The 14874-nt window shown below is 71.1% G+C and carries 15 protein-coding genes, 1 pseudogene and 2 riboswitches; of the genes and pseudogenes, 9 read left to right on the top strand and 7 right to left on the bottom strand.

All coding sequences use genetic code 11. The features are described 5' to 3' along the window. Both ACWDY5_RS07200 and ACWDY5_RS07195 read left to right on the top strand, forming a co-directional pair. Nucleotides 1-311 (top strand): annotated as a pseudogene (locus ACWDY5_RS07200) (hypothetical protein); the annotation flags it as partial. After that, a complete protein-coding gene (locus tag ACWDY5_RS07195; RefSeq protein ID WP_449721386.1) occupies nucleotides 308-562 on the top strand; it encodes an acyl carrier protein in 255 nt (84 codons plus the stop codon). The pseudogene ACWDY5_RS07200 and the gene ACWDY5_RS07195, both read left to right, overlap by 4 nt. A gap of 82 nt (nucleotides 563-644) precedes the next feature. Here ACWDY5_RS07195 and ACWDY5_RS07190 read toward each other — a convergent pair whose 3' ends face one another. Both ACWDY5_RS07190 and ACWDY5_RS07185 read right to left on the bottom strand, forming a co-directional pair. After that, the gene (locus ACWDY5_RS07190; protein ID WP_252480141.1) at nucleotides 645-821 is read right to left on the bottom strand and encodes a DUF3073 domain-containing protein; all 177 of its coding nucleotides are present in this window, start codon (nucleotides 819-821) and stop codon (nucleotides 645-647) included. Nucleotides 822-988: 167 nt separating this feature from the next. Further along, nucleotides 989-1705, bottom strand: coding sequence for a YwaF family protein (locus ACWDY5_RS07185; protein ID WP_449721385.1), 717 nt, complete (start codon nucleotides 1703-1705; stop codon nucleotides 989-991). A gap of 110 nt (nucleotides 1706-1815) precedes the next feature. Between ACWDY5_RS07185 and ACWDY5_RS07180 the strand changes: the two genes are divergently transcribed. From ACWDY5_RS07180 to ACWDY5_RS07170, 3 genes are all read left to right on the top strand, one after another. Next, nucleotides 1816-2475 carry a TRADD-N-associated membrane domain-containing protein gene (locus ACWDY5_RS07180; RefSeq protein WP_449721384.1) on the top strand — a complete coding sequence of 220 codons (660 nt, stop codon included), beginning with the start codon at nucleotides 1816-1818 and terminating at the stop codon, nucleotides 2473-2475. A gap of 83 nt (nucleotides 2476-2558) precedes the next feature. Then, nucleotides 2559-4397: a substrate-binding domain-containing protein gene (locus ACWDY5_RS07175; RefSeq protein WP_449721383.1), complete on the top strand. Its 1839-nt coding sequence runs from the start codon at nucleotides 2559-2561 to the stop codon at nucleotides 4395-4397. A 581-nt stretch (nucleotides 4398-4978) separates the two neighbouring features. Further along, nucleotides 4979-6103, top strand: coding sequence for a glycoside hydrolase domain-containing protein (locus ACWDY5_RS07170; RefSeq protein WP_449721457.1), 1125 nt, complete (start codon nucleotides 4979-4981; stop codon nucleotides 6101-6103). Between the two features lie 6 nt (nucleotides 6104-6109). Here the strand turns inward: ACWDY5_RS07170 and ACWDY5_RS07165 are convergent, their stop codons facing one another. Then, complete coding sequence (locus tag ACWDY5_RS07165; protein WP_252480137.1) at nucleotides 6110-7087, bottom strand: ArsR/SmtB family transcription factor; 978 nt, start codon at nucleotides 7085-7087, stop codon at nucleotides 6110-6112. Between the two features lie 135 nt (nucleotides 7088-7222). On the opposite strand from ACWDY5_RS07165, the gene ACWDY5_RS07160 reads away from it, so the two are divergent. Next, nucleotides 7223-7888, top strand: coding sequence for a C39 family peptidase (locus ACWDY5_RS07160; protein WP_449721382.1), 666 nt, complete (start codon nucleotides 7223-7225; stop codon nucleotides 7886-7888). Between the two features lie 73 nt (nucleotides 7889-7961). Here ACWDY5_RS07160 and ACWDY5_RS07155 read toward each other — a convergent pair whose 3' ends face one another. Genes ACWDY5_RS07155 through ACWDY5_RS07140 form a run of 4 tightly spaced genes read right to left on the bottom strand, consistent with a single transcriptional unit; the run spans nucleotide 7962 to nucleotide 11495 of the window. Then, the gene (locus ACWDY5_RS07155; protein WP_449721381.1) at nucleotides 7962-9191 is read right to left on the bottom strand and encodes an ABC transporter permease; all 1230 of its coding nucleotides are present in this window, start codon (nucleotides 9189-9191) and stop codon (nucleotides 7962-7964) included. Further along, the gene (locus ACWDY5_RS07150; protein WP_449721380.1) at nucleotides 9188-9871 is read right to left on the bottom strand and encodes an ABC transporter ATP-binding protein; all 684 of its coding nucleotides are present in this window, start codon (nucleotides 9869-9871) and stop codon (nucleotides 9188-9190) included. The genes ACWDY5_RS07155 and ACWDY5_RS07150 overlap by 4 nt, the downstream gene beginning before the upstream one ends. Continuing rightward, the gene (locus ACWDY5_RS07145; protein WP_449721379.1) at nucleotides 9868-10959 is read right to left on the bottom strand and encodes a peptidoglycan-binding protein; all 1092 of its coding nucleotides are present in this window, start codon (nucleotides 10957-10959) and stop codon (nucleotides 9868-9870) included. The genes ACWDY5_RS07150 and ACWDY5_RS07145 overlap by 4 nt, the downstream gene beginning before the upstream one ends. After that, complete coding sequence (locus tag ACWDY5_RS07140; protein WP_449721378.1) at nucleotides 10956-11495, bottom strand: hypothetical protein; 540 nt, start codon at nucleotides 11493-11495, stop codon at nucleotides 10956-10958. The genes ACWDY5_RS07145 and ACWDY5_RS07140 overlap by 4 nt, the downstream gene beginning before the upstream one ends. A gap of 130 nt (nucleotides 11496-11625) precedes the next feature. On the opposite strand from ACWDY5_RS07140, the gene ACWDY5_RS07135 reads away from it, so the two are divergent. The 3 genes from ACWDY5_RS07135 (at nucleotide 11626) to gcvT (ending at nucleotide 14843) form a co-directional block, all read left to right on the top strand. After that, the gene (locus ACWDY5_RS07135; RefSeq protein ID WP_449721377.1) at nucleotides 11626-12279 is read left to right on the top strand and encodes a response regulator transcription factor; all 654 of its coding nucleotides are present in this window, start codon (nucleotides 11626-11628) and stop codon (nucleotides 12277-12279) included. Next, nucleotides 12260-13435 (top strand): sensor histidine kinase, encoded by a 1176-nt coding sequence (locus ACWDY5_RS07130; RefSeq protein WP_449721376.1) that lies wholly within the window; start codon nucleotides 12260-12262, stop codon nucleotides 13433-13435. Before ACWDY5_RS07135 ends, ACWDY5_RS07130 begins: the two co-directional genes overlap by 20 nt. A 53-nt stretch (nucleotides 13436-13488) precedes the next feature. After that, nucleotides 13489-13588: riboswitch (glycine riboswitch) on the top strand. Continuing rightward, nucleotides 13589-13684: riboswitch (glycine riboswitch) on the top strand. 52 nt (nucleotides 13685-13736) lie between these two features. Beyond that, nucleotides 13737-14843, top strand: coding sequence for a glycine cleavage system aminomethyltransferase GcvT (gcvT, locus tag ACWDY5_RS07125; protein WP_449721375.1), 1107 nt, complete (start codon nucleotides 13737-13739; stop codon nucleotides 14841-14843). The last annotated feature ends 31 nt before the right edge of the window (nucleotides 14844-14874 follow it).

The raw sequence follows: 14874 nt of genomic DNA, 5'->3' as shown, positions 1-14874 counted from the left end.
CTGAGTCGAGTGCGGCAGCGGCGTGGCGGGTGCGGCTGCTCGCGTTGTCCTGCCGGGTGGCGGGGCGGGGCGTCGCGCCCGCGTTCCTGCGCTGGGTGATGGACCGCGCGCTGGCCGAGGGCGCGCTTGAGCTGCACGTGCCGGTCCGGCCGACCGGGGCCAACGTCGAGCTGCGGGTGCTGTTCCGCCAGTGCGGGCTGCGCGTCACCGGCCCGCAGCCCGAGGGCCTGGCGGTCCTGGGCCGCAGGCTGGACCAGGGCCCGTTGCCGGACTACCCCGAGTACCTCGAACTGGAGAAGGTGGACCCATGACGGTCGAGGCGGAGATCCGCGGTCTGCTGGCCGAGGCCGTCGAGCTGGATCGCGCGACGGTCGACGCGCTGCCGGCGGACACCCCGCTGTTCGCCCCGGAGATCGGCCTGACCTCGCTGGGCGGGCTGAAGCTGCTCAGCGCGATCCGGGACCGGTTCGGCGTGGATGTGGCGGATGAGGACATGAACCTGGACTCGCTGGAGTCCATCGCCAGCCTGGCCGCCTTCGTCGGCACGAGAACCCGCCGATGACACAGGCGGTGTCATCGGCGGGACTCGGGCATCAATAGGTACACGCCGGGCACCAGCACGGGGCCCGGTGAGCTGGACGGTCTCAGTACCTGTCTTGGTAACGATCGTCGCTGTTGTCGAATCGGTCGTCGACCTGACGGCCGCCGCTCGATGTTCCGGACAGCTCTCGCTGAAGGGCCTCGAGGTCGGTGGTCGGCGAGCTGTACTTGATCTCGCGAGCGACCTTCGCCTGCTTGGCCTTAGCTCGGCCGCGCCCCATGGCTCGACCCCCTCGTACCCGGGGCAGGGCGGTCGGACTGCGCCGACGGGCCCCGCTCGTCTCAGTATTTGTCCTGGCCGCAGCATACCTGGTGCGCAGAGCGGAGCAAGCACACATACCCCGCGATCATGTCGCGTGGCGGGGTGGTAAAACGGTGCGCTTATGCCTCAGCCGACCGGCCGGGACGATCTTGCGGTGATCACGGCCCACGGCCAGGTCATCAGTGCCCAAGCCCCGCTGAGCAGCGCGTATCCGATGAACAGGTACCACGGCCAGCCGCCCATCAGGTCCAGCAGCGAGCCGGCCGGCGGCTTCTCGCTGAGGAATCCGTAGTTGGCCCCGATGAGTGGGTTCACGACGGACATCACTATCGCCCACACCGCCGTCACCAGCAGCGTGAGCCGGTAGCTCCACCAGTCGGGGCGCAGTCGCAGGCCCCAGATCAGGAAGACCGCGGCCCACACCTCCAGGATGTGCTGGCTGAAGAACATCAGGAAGCCGAAGTCGGGGAAGTCGGCGCCGCGCAGCGCCGGGGTGGCCAGCGCCTGCACGGTCAGGGTGAGGTTCCAGTAGTAGGTCAGCGCCAGCGCCCACCGGGCGTGCGTCCACAGCGCGACTACCGCGGCGATCCAGGCCAGGTCGGAGAGCTGGAGCGGCAGCGAGTGGCCGAGGCCGAACTGCTCCGGTAGCAGCACGTACAGCTGCATCGGCAGGTGCAGGACGAGCAGGACCAGCGCCAGCCCACGGCTGAACCGGAGCCGGGACTCCTCGGTGTCCAGCCTGCGGCCGAGCAGGATCAGCACGGCGGCGCCGGCGGCGAAGACCGCGATCGCACCCCAGTGCGAGGCGCCGAAGGGGGCGAACTCCCCGGCCAGCAGCGTCACGGGCCGAGGTTAGCTGGCGTGGTTCGGCCAGGGGCGGGAACGCACCTGTTCGGCCCAACCTGTCCGGTTCGCCGGAGTTGTGGCGTTGCGTGCGCGTACGGTCACCGGCCGTGGACAACTGGGTCGTGGTGGCCGGGCTGATGTTCTTCGTGGTCGGCGTGGCCGGCGCGCTGCTGCCGAGCGTGTCGGTGCTGCGGCACCAGCTGCGCGCGCGACAGCGGGGCGGTTCGCCGGTGCGGGAGCTGGCCGAGGGCGTGGCGGCCGGGCTGCGCAGGGAACCCGCGCCGCCGGGCGAGCCGGAGCCCGCGGGCGGGCCGCGGCGGCCGGAGGCGGACTTCACCGCCCGGCAGCTGCAGCTCTACGCCGACTACCACGAGACCGCGCGGACGGAGGGCTGGCTGAGCTTCCGGCTGGCGGTGGCCGCGGCCGGGCTCGGGTTCATGGTGATCCTGGCCTCGGTGGCGCTGCTGGTGTTCCAGGGCGGGGACACCGCGTGGCTGGGCACGGTGAGCGGGGTGGTCTGCGAGGCGGTCGCCGCGCTGTACCTGAGCGAGGCCCGCTCCACCAGGGAGCGCGCGGCCCGGATGTTCGACCTGTTGAACGCCGAGGTGGTGCGGACGGTGAACACCATGCGCGCGGTGGAGATGGCCGCCCAGCTCACCGACGAGCGCGAACGGCAGCAGCTGCTCGCCGCGATCGCGCTGCGCCTGCTGGACTCCGCCCCGCAGCCGCAGGCCCCAGCGCAGCCGCCGCCGGAGCAAGGCCCGTGACCCTTTTGTGGGTTCGGCGTAACCACTGACCGTGCCCGCGCGACGACGATAGGTGTCCGGTGGAGTTGTCGCGAGGGGGTCCCATGGCGGGAGACGGGCTGCTGCTGCGGAGGCTGCGGTGGCCGTTCATCGGGCTGGCCGTGCTCGGCGCGGTGCTGCTGCTGGCGGTGCTGCTGCCCGGCCTGACCCCCGGCGGGCCGCCGGCGCCCACGCAGTGCGCTGGGGAACGGGTGGAGATCCTGGTGGTGGTGTCGCCGGAGAAGGGCGACCTGATGAGCGAGCTGGCCAAGGAGTACGGCGCGGCCCGGCGGCCGGTGCGGGACAGGTGCGCGGCGGCCAGGACGGTCAACTCCTCCGCGCTGGGCAGCGGCGGCTCGGTGGACGCGATGGCCTGCGGCTGGCACGCCCAGCAGATGGGCGAGGCCCGCCCGGACGCCTGGACCCCGGCGGCCACCACCTGGCTCAAGATCGCCCAGCAACGCCACCTGCGCTGCCAGGACAAGCCGACCGGCGTCTCCCTGACCGCCGACCGGGACGCGGTGAGCCTGGCCAAGACCCCGCTGGTGGTCGGCATGCCGGAGCCGATGGCGAAGGCGCTGGGCTGGCCGGAACAGCCGATCGGCTGGCGCACCCTGCTGGAGCTGGCGCAGAACCCGCAGGGCTGGGCCAAGTACGGCCACCCGGAGTGGGGCGCCTTCCGCCTGGGCAAGACCAACCCGAACCTGTCCACCTCGGGCCTGCACGCCACGGTCGCCACCTTCTTCGCGGGCACTGGCCGCTCGGACGACCTGACCGAGGCCGACCTGGCCGATGCCAAGGCGGTGAACTACGTCCGGGGCGTGGAGAACAGCGTCGTGCACTACGGCGAGACCACGCTGACCTTCCTGCAGAACCTGTACGAGGCGGGCCGGGGCCGCAACGAGAGCGGCCTGGACTACATCAGCGCGGTGACGGTGGAGGAGAAGTCCATCGTCGACTTCAACCGGGGCCAGCCCGAGGGCCGCACCGAGGGCAAACCCACCCCGCCCAAGGTCCCCCTGGTCGCGGTCTACCCCAACGACGGCACCCTGATGTCGGACAACCCGTACCTGGTGCTCGACTGGCCGGACGCCGACCCCGTGCGCAAGGAGATCGCCAAGGACTTCCAGGCTTTCCTGGTGGGCAAACAGGACCGCTTCACCGCCATCGGCTTCCGCGACGCCGAAGGCAAGGCAGGCCCGGAACTCCGCAAGGAGAAAGGAATCCTGCCCGACCGCGAGCTCAAACTCATCCGCACCCCGTCCGGCCCAGTGCTCGCCAAACTCCCCGAAGCCTGGCGCGAACACCGCAAACGCGCCAACGTCCTGATGGTCATCGACGTCTCCGGCTCCATGGCCGAACCCGCCATCCCCGGCGGCCCCACCCGCCTGGACGGAGCCAAGGCAGCGGCCAGCGGCGCGGCCCTGGACAACCTGGCACCGGACGACCGGCTGGGCTTGTGGACCTTCAGCTCACCGGGCGCCTCGGAGTCCACGCCCTGGCGGGTACTGGTGGAACCCGGGCCGGTGTCGGCGGTGCTGCCGAGGTACCGGACGCAGGTGGACAAGCTGACCGCACAAGGAGACACGGCGCTGTACGCGACGATCCGCCAGGTGCAGAAGGAACTGCGGCAGAACCTGGACCCGAAGCGGATCAACGCGGTGGTGCTGCTGAGCGACGGCGCGAACCGGTACCCGGAGGATGAGAACCTGGAGAGCCTGGTGGCGGACCTGCGGCAGTACAGCCCGGAGCGGTCGGTGCGGGTTTTCCCGATCGCGTATGGGCAGAGCAGCGATTTGCGGGTACTGGAGCAGATCGCGCGGGCATCGCGGGCGAAGGCTTACGACTCGCAGGATCCGAGGTCACTGGAGAAGGTGCTGGCACAGGTGCTGTCGAACTTCTAGGCGAGGCTTGGGCCTTGGGGTGAAAACCCACAAAGTGGGCCTCTCGTCTTCTCCGTACGGCCTGGAGACTGCTAACCGCATCCCCACCAGCGGACGCTCACAGGCGCGCAACCAAAGCCTCGGAAGGTGACAGCGGCCGCTGGTGGGGATGTGGTTCGCTGTCGGAAGGTCGTGCGGAGAAGACGAGAGGACCGCGAGCACGCTGGGTCTTGAGTCGGCAGCCTGCTCAGCCCCGCAACCTGCTCGTCCCGGCTTTTGACTTGTCCCACCCCTCCGGGGGTCTGCCCGTCCGGCGAGGACATTCTTTTGATCTGCCAAAGTCAAAGGCCAAGACGCAAGCGGGTCTTGAGGTTCCCCATGCCCGTCGCTGGGTCCTCAACAGCTCACCCTTCGGGGTGGAAAGCGTGGCGCGGTCCGGCGCGACCGCAGCTCCGGTGTCACGCTGCTGGTCGGGCGCAGCGCATCCGGGAGGCATCATGCCGCTAGGGTCCCTGTCAGCACACGCGATCCGCGGTCTGGTCGTCCTATTAGGACTGACCACTGGAGTGTCCACTTCGGACGCATCGACTGAACCGTTGAAGATGGTGGAGTACCGGGGCTACCGGGTGGCGGTCCCGGCTTCGTGGGAGGTGGTCGAGCTCGACGGCGCGCCGGCGCGGTGTGTGCGGTTCGACCAGAACGTGGTCTACCTCGGCAAGCAGGGTGATCGGCAGCGGTGCCCGTCCAGGGTGCTGGGCCGGACCGAGGCGCTGTTGGTGGAACCCCTGGTGGACGGGGTGATCCGCCCGGACACCGTGACCGCGGAGCCCGGGTCGGCGCGGGCGGCCGCGCTGCCGGCGCCGGCTGGGCACGAGATCACGATGCAGGTCCCGGCCGCCGGGGTGCTGGTGACGGCCAGCTACGGCAGCTCGGCCGCGGGCATCAGGGCCGTGCTGGACTCGGCCCGGATCACCGGCGACGCGGTACCGGCAAACCCCCGGCCGGTCACCGGGGCGGCACCGAGGGCCGCCTCCTGGGTCGTGCAGCCGGGTGACTTCACCGGGTACGGGTTCGACACCTGTTCCGCGCCGCCGAACGAGGGCATGGATACCTGGTTGCGGTACTCGCCCTACCGCGCGGTCGGCATCTACATCGGCGGCATCAGCAAGGCGTGCGGGCAGCGGCATCTGAAGTGGGACTGGGTGCACCGGCAGGTCAGCAGGGGCTGGCGGCTGCTGCCGGTCTACGTGGGGTTGCAGGCCCCGTGCACCGGGTTCCGCAACAAGATCAATCCGGACCACGCGGGCCACGAGGGCTGGGCGGACGGCAACGACGCCGCGCAACAGGCCCGGCATCTCGGGATCGGCAACGGCAGCACCATCTACGCCGACATGGAGAGCTTCAACCCCGAGGACGGGCCCTGCCGGGACGCGGTGCTGACCTACCTGCGGAACTGGATCATCCGGGTGCACCAGCTCGGTTTCCGCACCGGTGTGTACAGCAGCGCGGCCACCGGCATCCAGGCCATGGCCAACGCACCCGGTTTCCCGCTGCCAGACCACATCTGGATGGCGCACTGGGACGGCGCGGCCAACGTGGACAGCCGGTACGTGCGCGGGGACCTGTGGCCGCGCAGGCGGGTCAAGCAGTACACCGGTGGCCACCCGGAGTCGCATTACGGGTGGGAGATCTACATCGACAGCAACTTCGTCGACCGCACCTGGTGAGCGCGGTCAGGGCCGCAGCAGCCTGGCGCCCAGCGGGGTCTGGGTGTGCAGCACCACCGGACCGTTGCGGCGGCTGGTGATCAGGCCCGCGTTGCGCAACACGGTGGTGTGCTGGCTCGCCGAGGCCGGGGAGATCCGGAGGCGGCGGGCCAGCTCGCCGGTGGTGCAGCCGACGCCGACCGTGGCCAGCACCGCGGCCCTGGTCCCGCCCAGCAGTGCGGCCACCGCGGGGGCCGCCGCCTCGGCCGTGCCGCCGAACCAGGCCGGGTCCTTCTCCACCGGGTAGACCAGCACCGGCGGCTGGGTCGGGTCGAGCAGGCTGATCGGGTGCCGCCAGCAGAAGAACGAGGGCACCAGCAGCAGCCCGCGCCCGTCCAGGCGCAGCTCCTGCTCGGTCGGGTAGTCCACCTCCAGCACCGGGTTCTGCCAGCGCATCATCGGCCGCAGGCTCTCCAGCAGGCCCTCCGCCCCGCCGTCGAGCAGGGAGCGGGCGCGCAGCGCGCGGTCGGCGTCCAGCTGGGCCTGCAGCGCGCCGCTGAACGGGGCCACCGCCAGCTCGTAGTAGGCGGTCAGCGCGGTGGCCAGCCTGCGCAGCAGATCCGGGTCGCCCTCGGCCAGCCCGGCCGCCCAGGACGGCAGGTGCTGCCGCCCGGCCAGCAGCTCCAGCTCGGCCCGCAGCCGGGCGGCCGGGGTGTGCAGCAGCGCGTCGATGCCCGCCTGCCAGCCCGCGCGGGCGTCGGCCGGGGTGAGGAAGTCCGGGAAGTAGCCGCGCTGGGGCACCAGCGGCAGCAGCATGCGCAGTTCAGGGCGGACCTCGGCGGTGGCCAGGCCGCCGCGCACCCTGGCCCGCCACTGGCCGAAGACCAGGGCGCCGTCCCTGGCCCGCAGCCGGTGCAGGCTCAGCATGGACTCCCAGAGCGGGTCGGGCGCGTTGGCCACCCGGGTCCGCCCCAGGTCCTCCGGCGTGAAATGTATTCGAAGCATGCGCCATCTCACTTCCCCCGAACACCGGGAAAGCTAACTCGACCTGCGCTTTTCAGATATACGTGAATAAGAAAGCCAAAAGAGTCCCCTTCCAGTGAAACTTCCACTACGGCAACTGGCAAGGATGGAGCGAGCATGACTCGACGACTCATCACGATGGTGCTGGTCAGCACCGTCGCCCTGCTGATGGGCAGCGCCGGGCTGGCAAGCGCCACGGAGACCCCGTCACCGGACAAGGCCACGGCCATCGCCGCACACGAGCTGGGTGTGCAAGCGGAAAGCCGAGTCCTCAACTACACCTGGCAACGACAGCAGACCGGCTATTGGTGCGGCCCCGGCTCGACCTGGATCGCGCTGAGCACCAGGGTCAGCCCGCCCAGCCAGCAGACCCTGGCCAACTACATGGGCACGCACACCGGCGGCACCGACCACATCGGCCTGGTCCGCAACGCGCTCAACCGGTTCGCGAACACCCAGTGGTTCGCGACCAAGAACATGGCCGACCCGCCCAGCACCGCCCAGCGGGACCTGCTGAAGCGGGACGTGCTGCTCAACCTGGACAACGGCTACCCGCTGGTGGCCAACGTGATCAGCGGCTGGCGCCCGCCGGGCTACCCGGGCGGCACCATCTACCACTACGTCGCGATCGTGGGCTACAAGGACCACGGCAACACCGTGCTCGTGGCCGACCCCGCCGGTGAAGGCGCGGGCGGCGGTGGCTGGGCGAACGTGCCCCGCGCCTACTGGGTCAGCACCTGGAACATGGGCACCTGGATCGGCGGCAAGGGTTACGCCGCCTGAGGAACGCGAAAAGGACCGGGCGCCTCTCCCCTGTTTTTCCCCGTGGGAGAGGCACCCGGTCCGGGTGTGCGGTTCAGGCTGACGCGAGGGCTACCGTCGGCGACAGCTTGGCCGCACGCCCGGCGGGGAACCACCCCGCCAGGGTGCCGATGAGCACCGAGGCCCCGACGCCGCCGGCGATCGCCTCCAGCGGAAGCGCCACCGGCCAGTCGTTGCTCATCGCGTAGCCGATGCTGACGCCCAGTCCCAGCAGGACCCCGAACACCCCGCCGAGTCCGGACAGCAGCACCGCCTCGGTGAGGAACTGCGCCCTGACCTGCCCGCGGCCCGCCCCGAGCGAGCGCCGCAGACCGATCTCGGACCGCCGTTCCAGCACGGAGATCACCATCGTGTTCGCCACCCCGACCCCGCCGACGAGCAGGGCGACCGCGCCCAGCCCGAGGAACAGCGTGGTGAAGGTGGCCTTGGCCTGGATCTGCGCGGCCAGCGCGTCGGAGGGCCGGCTGACCTTGACCTCCTCCGGGTTCTTCGGGTTCACCGTGCCCGGCAGCACCTCGCGCACCTTGTCCACAGTGGACTCCAGCGAGCGCTCGTAGACCGTGGTCGGGTGACCGTCGAAGCCGAGCTGGCTCTTGGCCACCTCCCAGCTCACCATGGCCGAGCGGTCCAGCTCCTCGGCCAGCGGCATCGGCTCCAGGATGCCCAGCACGGTGAACCACTTGCCGCCCAGGAAGACCTGCTCGCCGGGCTGGGTCACGGCCAGCCGCTGCGCCGCGACGCTGCCCAGCACCACACCCGGGAACTTGGCGGTGGCCGCGTTGAACCAGGCCCCCGCCTTGATCTTGCCGCCGAGGGTGTCGACCAGGTTCTGCTCGACCGCCTCCACGCTGAGCCCGCCGGTGTTCTGCGGGTCCTCCTTGTCGCTGCGCAGCACCTTGACCCCGCTGAGCGCGGCCACCGAGGAGGCCTTCTGCACCGAGCCGATCCGGCGCACCATGGCCGAGGCGTCCTCCGGCAGCTTGGCCGACTCACCGAACATGGTCTGGCCGGCGCCGACCCGCAACAGGTTGGTGCCCAAGGACTCCAGCTTGGCCTGCAGCTCGGCCTGGCTGGAGGCGGAGATGCCCAGCACGGACACCATGGCCGCCACCCCGATCGCGATGCCCAGCGCGGACAGGATCGCCCGCGCCGGTCGGCCGAAGACCCCGGTGAGCCCGGCCCGCACCAGGTCGAACACGCTGATCCGGGCCGATCGCGGCAGCCTCGGCAGGTTGCCCGGCGGCGTGGACCTCATTCTGATCATGCCGCCACCAGCCCGCTGTCGTGCCGCACCACACCGTCGAGCAGCTCCACCCTGCGCGGCAGCGAGCGGGCGATCTCCATGTCGTGCGTGATCACCGCGATCGTGGTGCCGTCCTCGTGCAGCTCGTGCAGCAGCTCCAGCACGCCGCGCCCGGAGGCCGAGTCCAGCGCGCCGGTCGGCTCGTCGGCCAGCACGATGGCCGGTTTGCCGACCAGCGCCCTGGCGATGGCCACCCGCTGCCGCTCGCCGCCGGAGAGCTCGGCCGGTTTGTGCTCGACCCGGTGGCCGAGGCCGACCCGCTCCAGCGCGTGCACCGACCGCGCGATCCGCTCGGCCCTGGGCACCCCGTGGTAGAGCAGCCCGGTGGCCACGTTCTGCGTCGCGGACAGGTACGGGGTGAGGAAGAACTGCTGGAAGACGAACCCGATCCAGTGCGCCCGCACCGCGGAGAGCTGCCGGTCCGACAGCGACTGGACCTCATGCCCCAGCAGCCGCACGGTGCCCGAGGTCGGGTGGTCCAGGGTGCCCATCAGCTGGAGCATGGTCGACTTGCCGGAGCCGGACGGGCCGACAACGGCGAGCAGCTCGCCGGAGTCGATCCGCAGGCTGGCCCCGCGCAGCGCGTGCACGCCACCCGCGTACTCCTTGGACACCGCGGAAAGCTCGATCACCGGAGTCATAGCCCGGCCACTTTCACCGTGGCGCCCTCGCTGAGACCGGACCCGCTCACCTCGACCTTGCCCTTGGCGAACATGCCCAGCTCGACCGCGACCAGCTTGCCGCTGCCGTCGGCCTGCACGACCTCCACCGCGTAGCCGCCCTCGGACAGCGCGAGCAGCGCGCCGACCGGCACGGTGAGCACGTTCTCCTTGCGGCGGCTGGTGAAACCGACCCGCACCGGCGCCGCGTCCAGCTTGCCAGCGGCCTCCGGCTCGGTCAGCTCCACCTCGGCCTTGATCACGGTCTTGCCGCTGCCGGGGCCGCTCTCCTCGGTGGACTTCTCCGCCACCGTGCCGACCGAGGTCACCTTGCCCTTGGTGGACTTGCCGCCGGGCAGGGTCACCTCCACCTCGGCGCCCTCCTTGGCCAGGGACTGCTTCTCCACCGGCACGTCCACGGTGACCGTGCGGGTGGTGCCGGTGCCGGCGAGCACCTTGCCCTGCGCGGGCATGCCCAGGGGGGCGTCCACAGTGGACACTCGGAAGGCGCCGGGCTGGAGCACCACCGCGGCCGGGTCGACCGAGCCGGTCTGTTCCAGGCCGAGCTTCTTCTGCCACTTCTTCACCGCGGCCGCGGTCTTCGCGTCGAACTTCTCGTCCACGGTGAAGCCGGTGTAGCCCAGTGCGCGCAGGTTCTGCTCCAGCAGCTTGACGTCGGAGCCCTTGTCCATACCGGACTCCAGCTTGCGCCAGAACGGCTTGTCCCCGAACAGCAGCGGCACCGGCTTGTCGTTGACCTGGTACACGGCATCGCCCCGGCCGAGCTGGTCGCCGGGTTTGGGCAGCCAGGTGACCACCCCGCCGCCGCCGTGGGCGGTGACGTCGAACTTCCCGCTGTAGCCGAGCTTGCCGGAGAGCTCCTCGTGCTCCTGCAACGTGGTCCGGACGACCTTGCTGGTCTTGCTCTGCGGCTGCTGGTTCCCCTTGTCCGCCTTGGCGTCCTCGTTGTGCCCCAGCACCAGCACCCCGGTCACCCCGACCGCGGTGACAGCGGCCGCGGTGAGCACCACGTACGGCCAGCGGCGGCGTGGGCGTCGCGGTTCGGTCATTTCACCGGCTCCGCCCCGGCCATGCCCGCGTCGCCCATGCCGCATTCCTTCATGGCCTTCTCGGCCTTGTCCTTGTCATCGCCCAGGTTGATGGTGGCCCCGTTGCCGCCCTCGGCCTCCTTGATATCGATGCCCTTCTCCCGCAGGCACTGGTTCATCTTGGCCCGCTTGTCCTTCTCCTTCGGGTCGTTGGGGTCGAAGTCGCTCTTGGGCAGGTACTTCTTGCAGGCCTCGTTGGCCTTGTCCATCTTGGCGTGGTCGCCCTCCATCGGGATCGCCCGCGCCATGCCGCCCGAGTTGGGGTCGGGGTCGGGGAAGTCGACGCCGTTCTCCCGCATGCACGCGGCGAACTTCAGCATCGCCGCCTTGGGGTCCTTGGGCACGTCGTCCGCGCCTGCCTTCTGCTCGGTGCCCTTGTTGCCGCCGTTGAGGCTGGCCGGGCCGTCGGCCTTGTCCTCGCCACCACCACAGGCGCTCAGGGTGAAGGCGGTCACCAGCGCGGTGACACCCAGGCCCAGCCGGGTCAGCGTGTTCATCGTTCCTCCTCACCGCGTCGGACCCGTTGGCCCGGCGTTGTGGTGCCAGGTCTACGCGGACGGGTGTTTCCGGAGGCTCTCCGCCGACGGAAACATTCCGGAAACCCCCCGCCCGCGCATACTCGGTGGCATGCGGGTTCTGGTGGCCGAGGACGAGGTCGTGCTGGCCGAGCTGGTGGCCTCCGGGCTGCGGGCGGAGGCGATGGCGGTGGACGTGGTCTTCGACGGCCTGTCCGCGCAGGAGCGGCTGGCCGTGCACGACTACGACGTGCTGGTGCTCGACCGCGACCTGCCGGGGCGGCACGGCGACGACGTGTGCGCCGAGCTGGCCACCAGGGGCAGCCGGACCAAGGTGCTGATGCTCACCGCGGCCGGGTCGCTGGAGGACAAGGTGGACGGTCTCCAGCTCGGCGCGGACGACTACCTGACCAAGCCGTTCGAGTACCCGGAGCTGCTGGCCAGGGTGCAGGCGCTGGGGCGGCGCAGCCAGCCCGCGCTGCCGCCGGTGCTCAGCCGCAACGGCGTCCGGCTGGACACCGCCAACCGCCTGGTCAGCCGGGACGGGCGGCGGATCGACCTGTCCCCCAAGGAGTTCGCGGTGCTGTCGGTGCTGCTGCGCGCCCAGGGCGCGGTGGTCAGCTCGGAGCGGCTGCTGGAGCTGGCCTGGGACGAGCACGCGGACCCGTTCACCAACGCGGTGCGGGTGGCCATGTCCAAGCTGCGCGCCAAGCTCGGCGAGCCGCCGGTGATCGAGACGGTGCCCGGTGCCGGCTACCGCATCTGAGCGCCCAGCCCGGCTGACCGTCCGGGTCAAGCTGACCGCGCTGTACGGCGCGCTGTTCCTTGGTAGCGGCGCGGTGCTGCTCACCGTGATCTACCTGCTGGTGCGCGACCAGCTCTCGTTCCGGCTGGCGACCACGATGGGCCGCGCCATGCCGATGGACACCGTGCCGTCCTCGGTCGCGGTCCGCGGGTACAACCCGGACGGCACGCTGGGCTTCGTGCCGGCGGGCGAGGTGACCAGGGCGGTGGAGGCCACCACGCTGGACACCCTGCTGCTGGTGTCCATCCTGTCCCTGGTCGGCGTGGCCGCGCTGTCGGTGGCCGCGGGCTGGTGGCTCTCCGGCCGGGTGCTGCGGCCGCTGCACACCATCACCGCCACCGCGCAGCGGCTGTCCTCGACCAACCTGCACGAGCGGCTGGCGCTGAAGGGCCCGCCGGACGAGCTGACCGAGCTGGCCGAGACCTTCGACCGGATGCTGGACCGGCTGGAGTCCTCCTTCGACAGCCAGCGCCGGTTCGTGGCCAACGCCTCGCACGAGCTGCGCACGCCGCTGGCGGTGCAGCGGGCCGCGGTGCAGATCGGGCTGGCCGGGAACCCCAGCCCGGAGAAGGCGGCCGAGATCAGGGAGCAGCTGCTCACCGCGAACCGGCGGATCGAGCGGCTCATCGACGGGCTGCTGGTGCTCGCCCGCAGCGACCGCGGCCTGGAGAAACGCGCGGAGGTGGAGCTGCACGCGGTGGTCGGCGAGGCGGTCGAGCAGTACCGGGCCGAGGCCGAGCGCAGGCAGGTGGAGCTCCAGGTGCGGCTCACCGAGGCGACCGTCTCCGGGGACCGGGTGCTGCTCACCCAGCTGGTCGCCAACCTGGTCTCCAACGCGATCCGGCACAACCTGGCCGAGGGCGGCACGGTGTGGGTGCGCACCGACGCCTTCGGCGGGCTCACCGTGTCCAACACCGGCCCCAAGGTGCCAGCGAAGCAGATCCCGCAGCTGTTCGAGCCGTTCCGGCGCGGCGAGGGCCGCACCGACAAGGGCGAAGGCGCCGGACTGGGCCTGTCCATCGTGGACTCGATCACCCGCGCGCACGGCGGCACGGTGCAGGCCCACCGGCGGCCGGACGGCGGGCTGCGGGTCAAGGTCGAGCTGCCCAGGGGTTGACAGACCCACGGGGTGTCCCGGAAGGTTCGCGGCACAACCGCATATCGGCCGTTTGAGCTCGGGCGGGAGAGATCCCGGCACGCAGCACGCACGGGACGCCGAAGGAGCAACCTCTCCCCGGAAACTCTCAGGCAACGTCACCGTTCGAGCGAGGCGACTCTGGAAAGCAGGTGGGTTCGCCCACCTCACCCACGGTGCAACCCGTGTTCGCGCGGGGAAGCTCTCAGGTCCCATGACAGAGCGGGGAGGCTCGCCAGCGGCGTCCGCATGCCCGTCGACGCCTCGACCCCAGGAGCCTCCCGTGACCGGACTCGGCGCGTCCCGCCGCAGCCCCCTGCACGCCCAGCACGTCGCGCTGGGCGCCCAGTTCACCGACTTCGCCGGCTGGTCGATGCCGCTGCGCTACAGCAGTGAGCTGGCCGAGCACAAGGTGGTCCGGGAGGCCGCCGGGCTGTTCGACCTCAGCCACATGGGCGAGATCGAGGTCACCGGTCCCGAGGCCGGGCGGGTGCTGGACTACGCGCTGGTCGGCGCGATCGGCTCGCTGGCGGTCGGCCGGGCGCGGTACACCATGCTCTGCCACACCAACGGTGGAGTGCTGGACGACCTGGTGGTCTACCGGCAGGCCGAGCGGAAGTTCCTGGTGGTGGCCAACGCCTCCAACGCGGTGCTGGTGCGGGCGCTGCTCGGCGAGCGGGCGCACGGCCTGGCCGCCGAGGTCCTCGACCGGTCCGCGGAGACCGCGCTGATCGCGGTGCAGGGCCCGGCGTCGGCGGAGATCGTGACCGCGGTCACCGGGCAGGACCTCACCGACCTGAAGTACTACGCCGGACGCCCCGCGGTGATCGCCGGGCATGACGTGTTCCTGGCCCGCACCGGCTACACCGGCGAGGACGGCTTCGAGGTCTACGTGGCCGCCGAACTGGCCGGTGCGGTCTGGCAGCGGATCGCCGAGACGGGTGAGCCGCTCGGCCTCAAGCCCGCCGGGCTGGCCTGCCGGGACACCCTGCGACTGGAGGCGGGCATGCCGCTCTACGGCAACGAGCTGCACGTCGGGGTGACCCCCTTCGACGCGGGGCTGGGCCGGGTAGTCCGCTTCGACAAGCTCGGCGACTTCGTCGGCCGCTCGGCGCTGGAGGCGCGCACGCACACCACCCGCGCGCTGGTCGGGCTGGCCGGCAAGAGCCGTCGCAGTCCGCGGGCCGGGCAGCTGGTCAAGCTCGCCGACGGCACCGTGGTGGGCGAGGTCACCAGCGGCGCGCCCTCCCCCACCCTCGGTCACCCGATCGCGCTCGCCTACCTCGACCACGCGCACGCCGACGCGGGCACCGAGGTGGTCGTGGACGTGCGCGGCAACGCCGAACCGGCAGAAGTGGTCGCCGTCCCGTTCTACAAGCGCTCCCGCTGACCTGCGAAACTTCCCCGCGAAAGGCAATACC

Source organism: Crossiella sp. NPDC003009 (assembly GCF_053591555.1).
The sequence above is the reverse complement of the archived record's forward strand: the minus strand, read 5'-3'. Positions and strand labels throughout refer to the sequence as shown.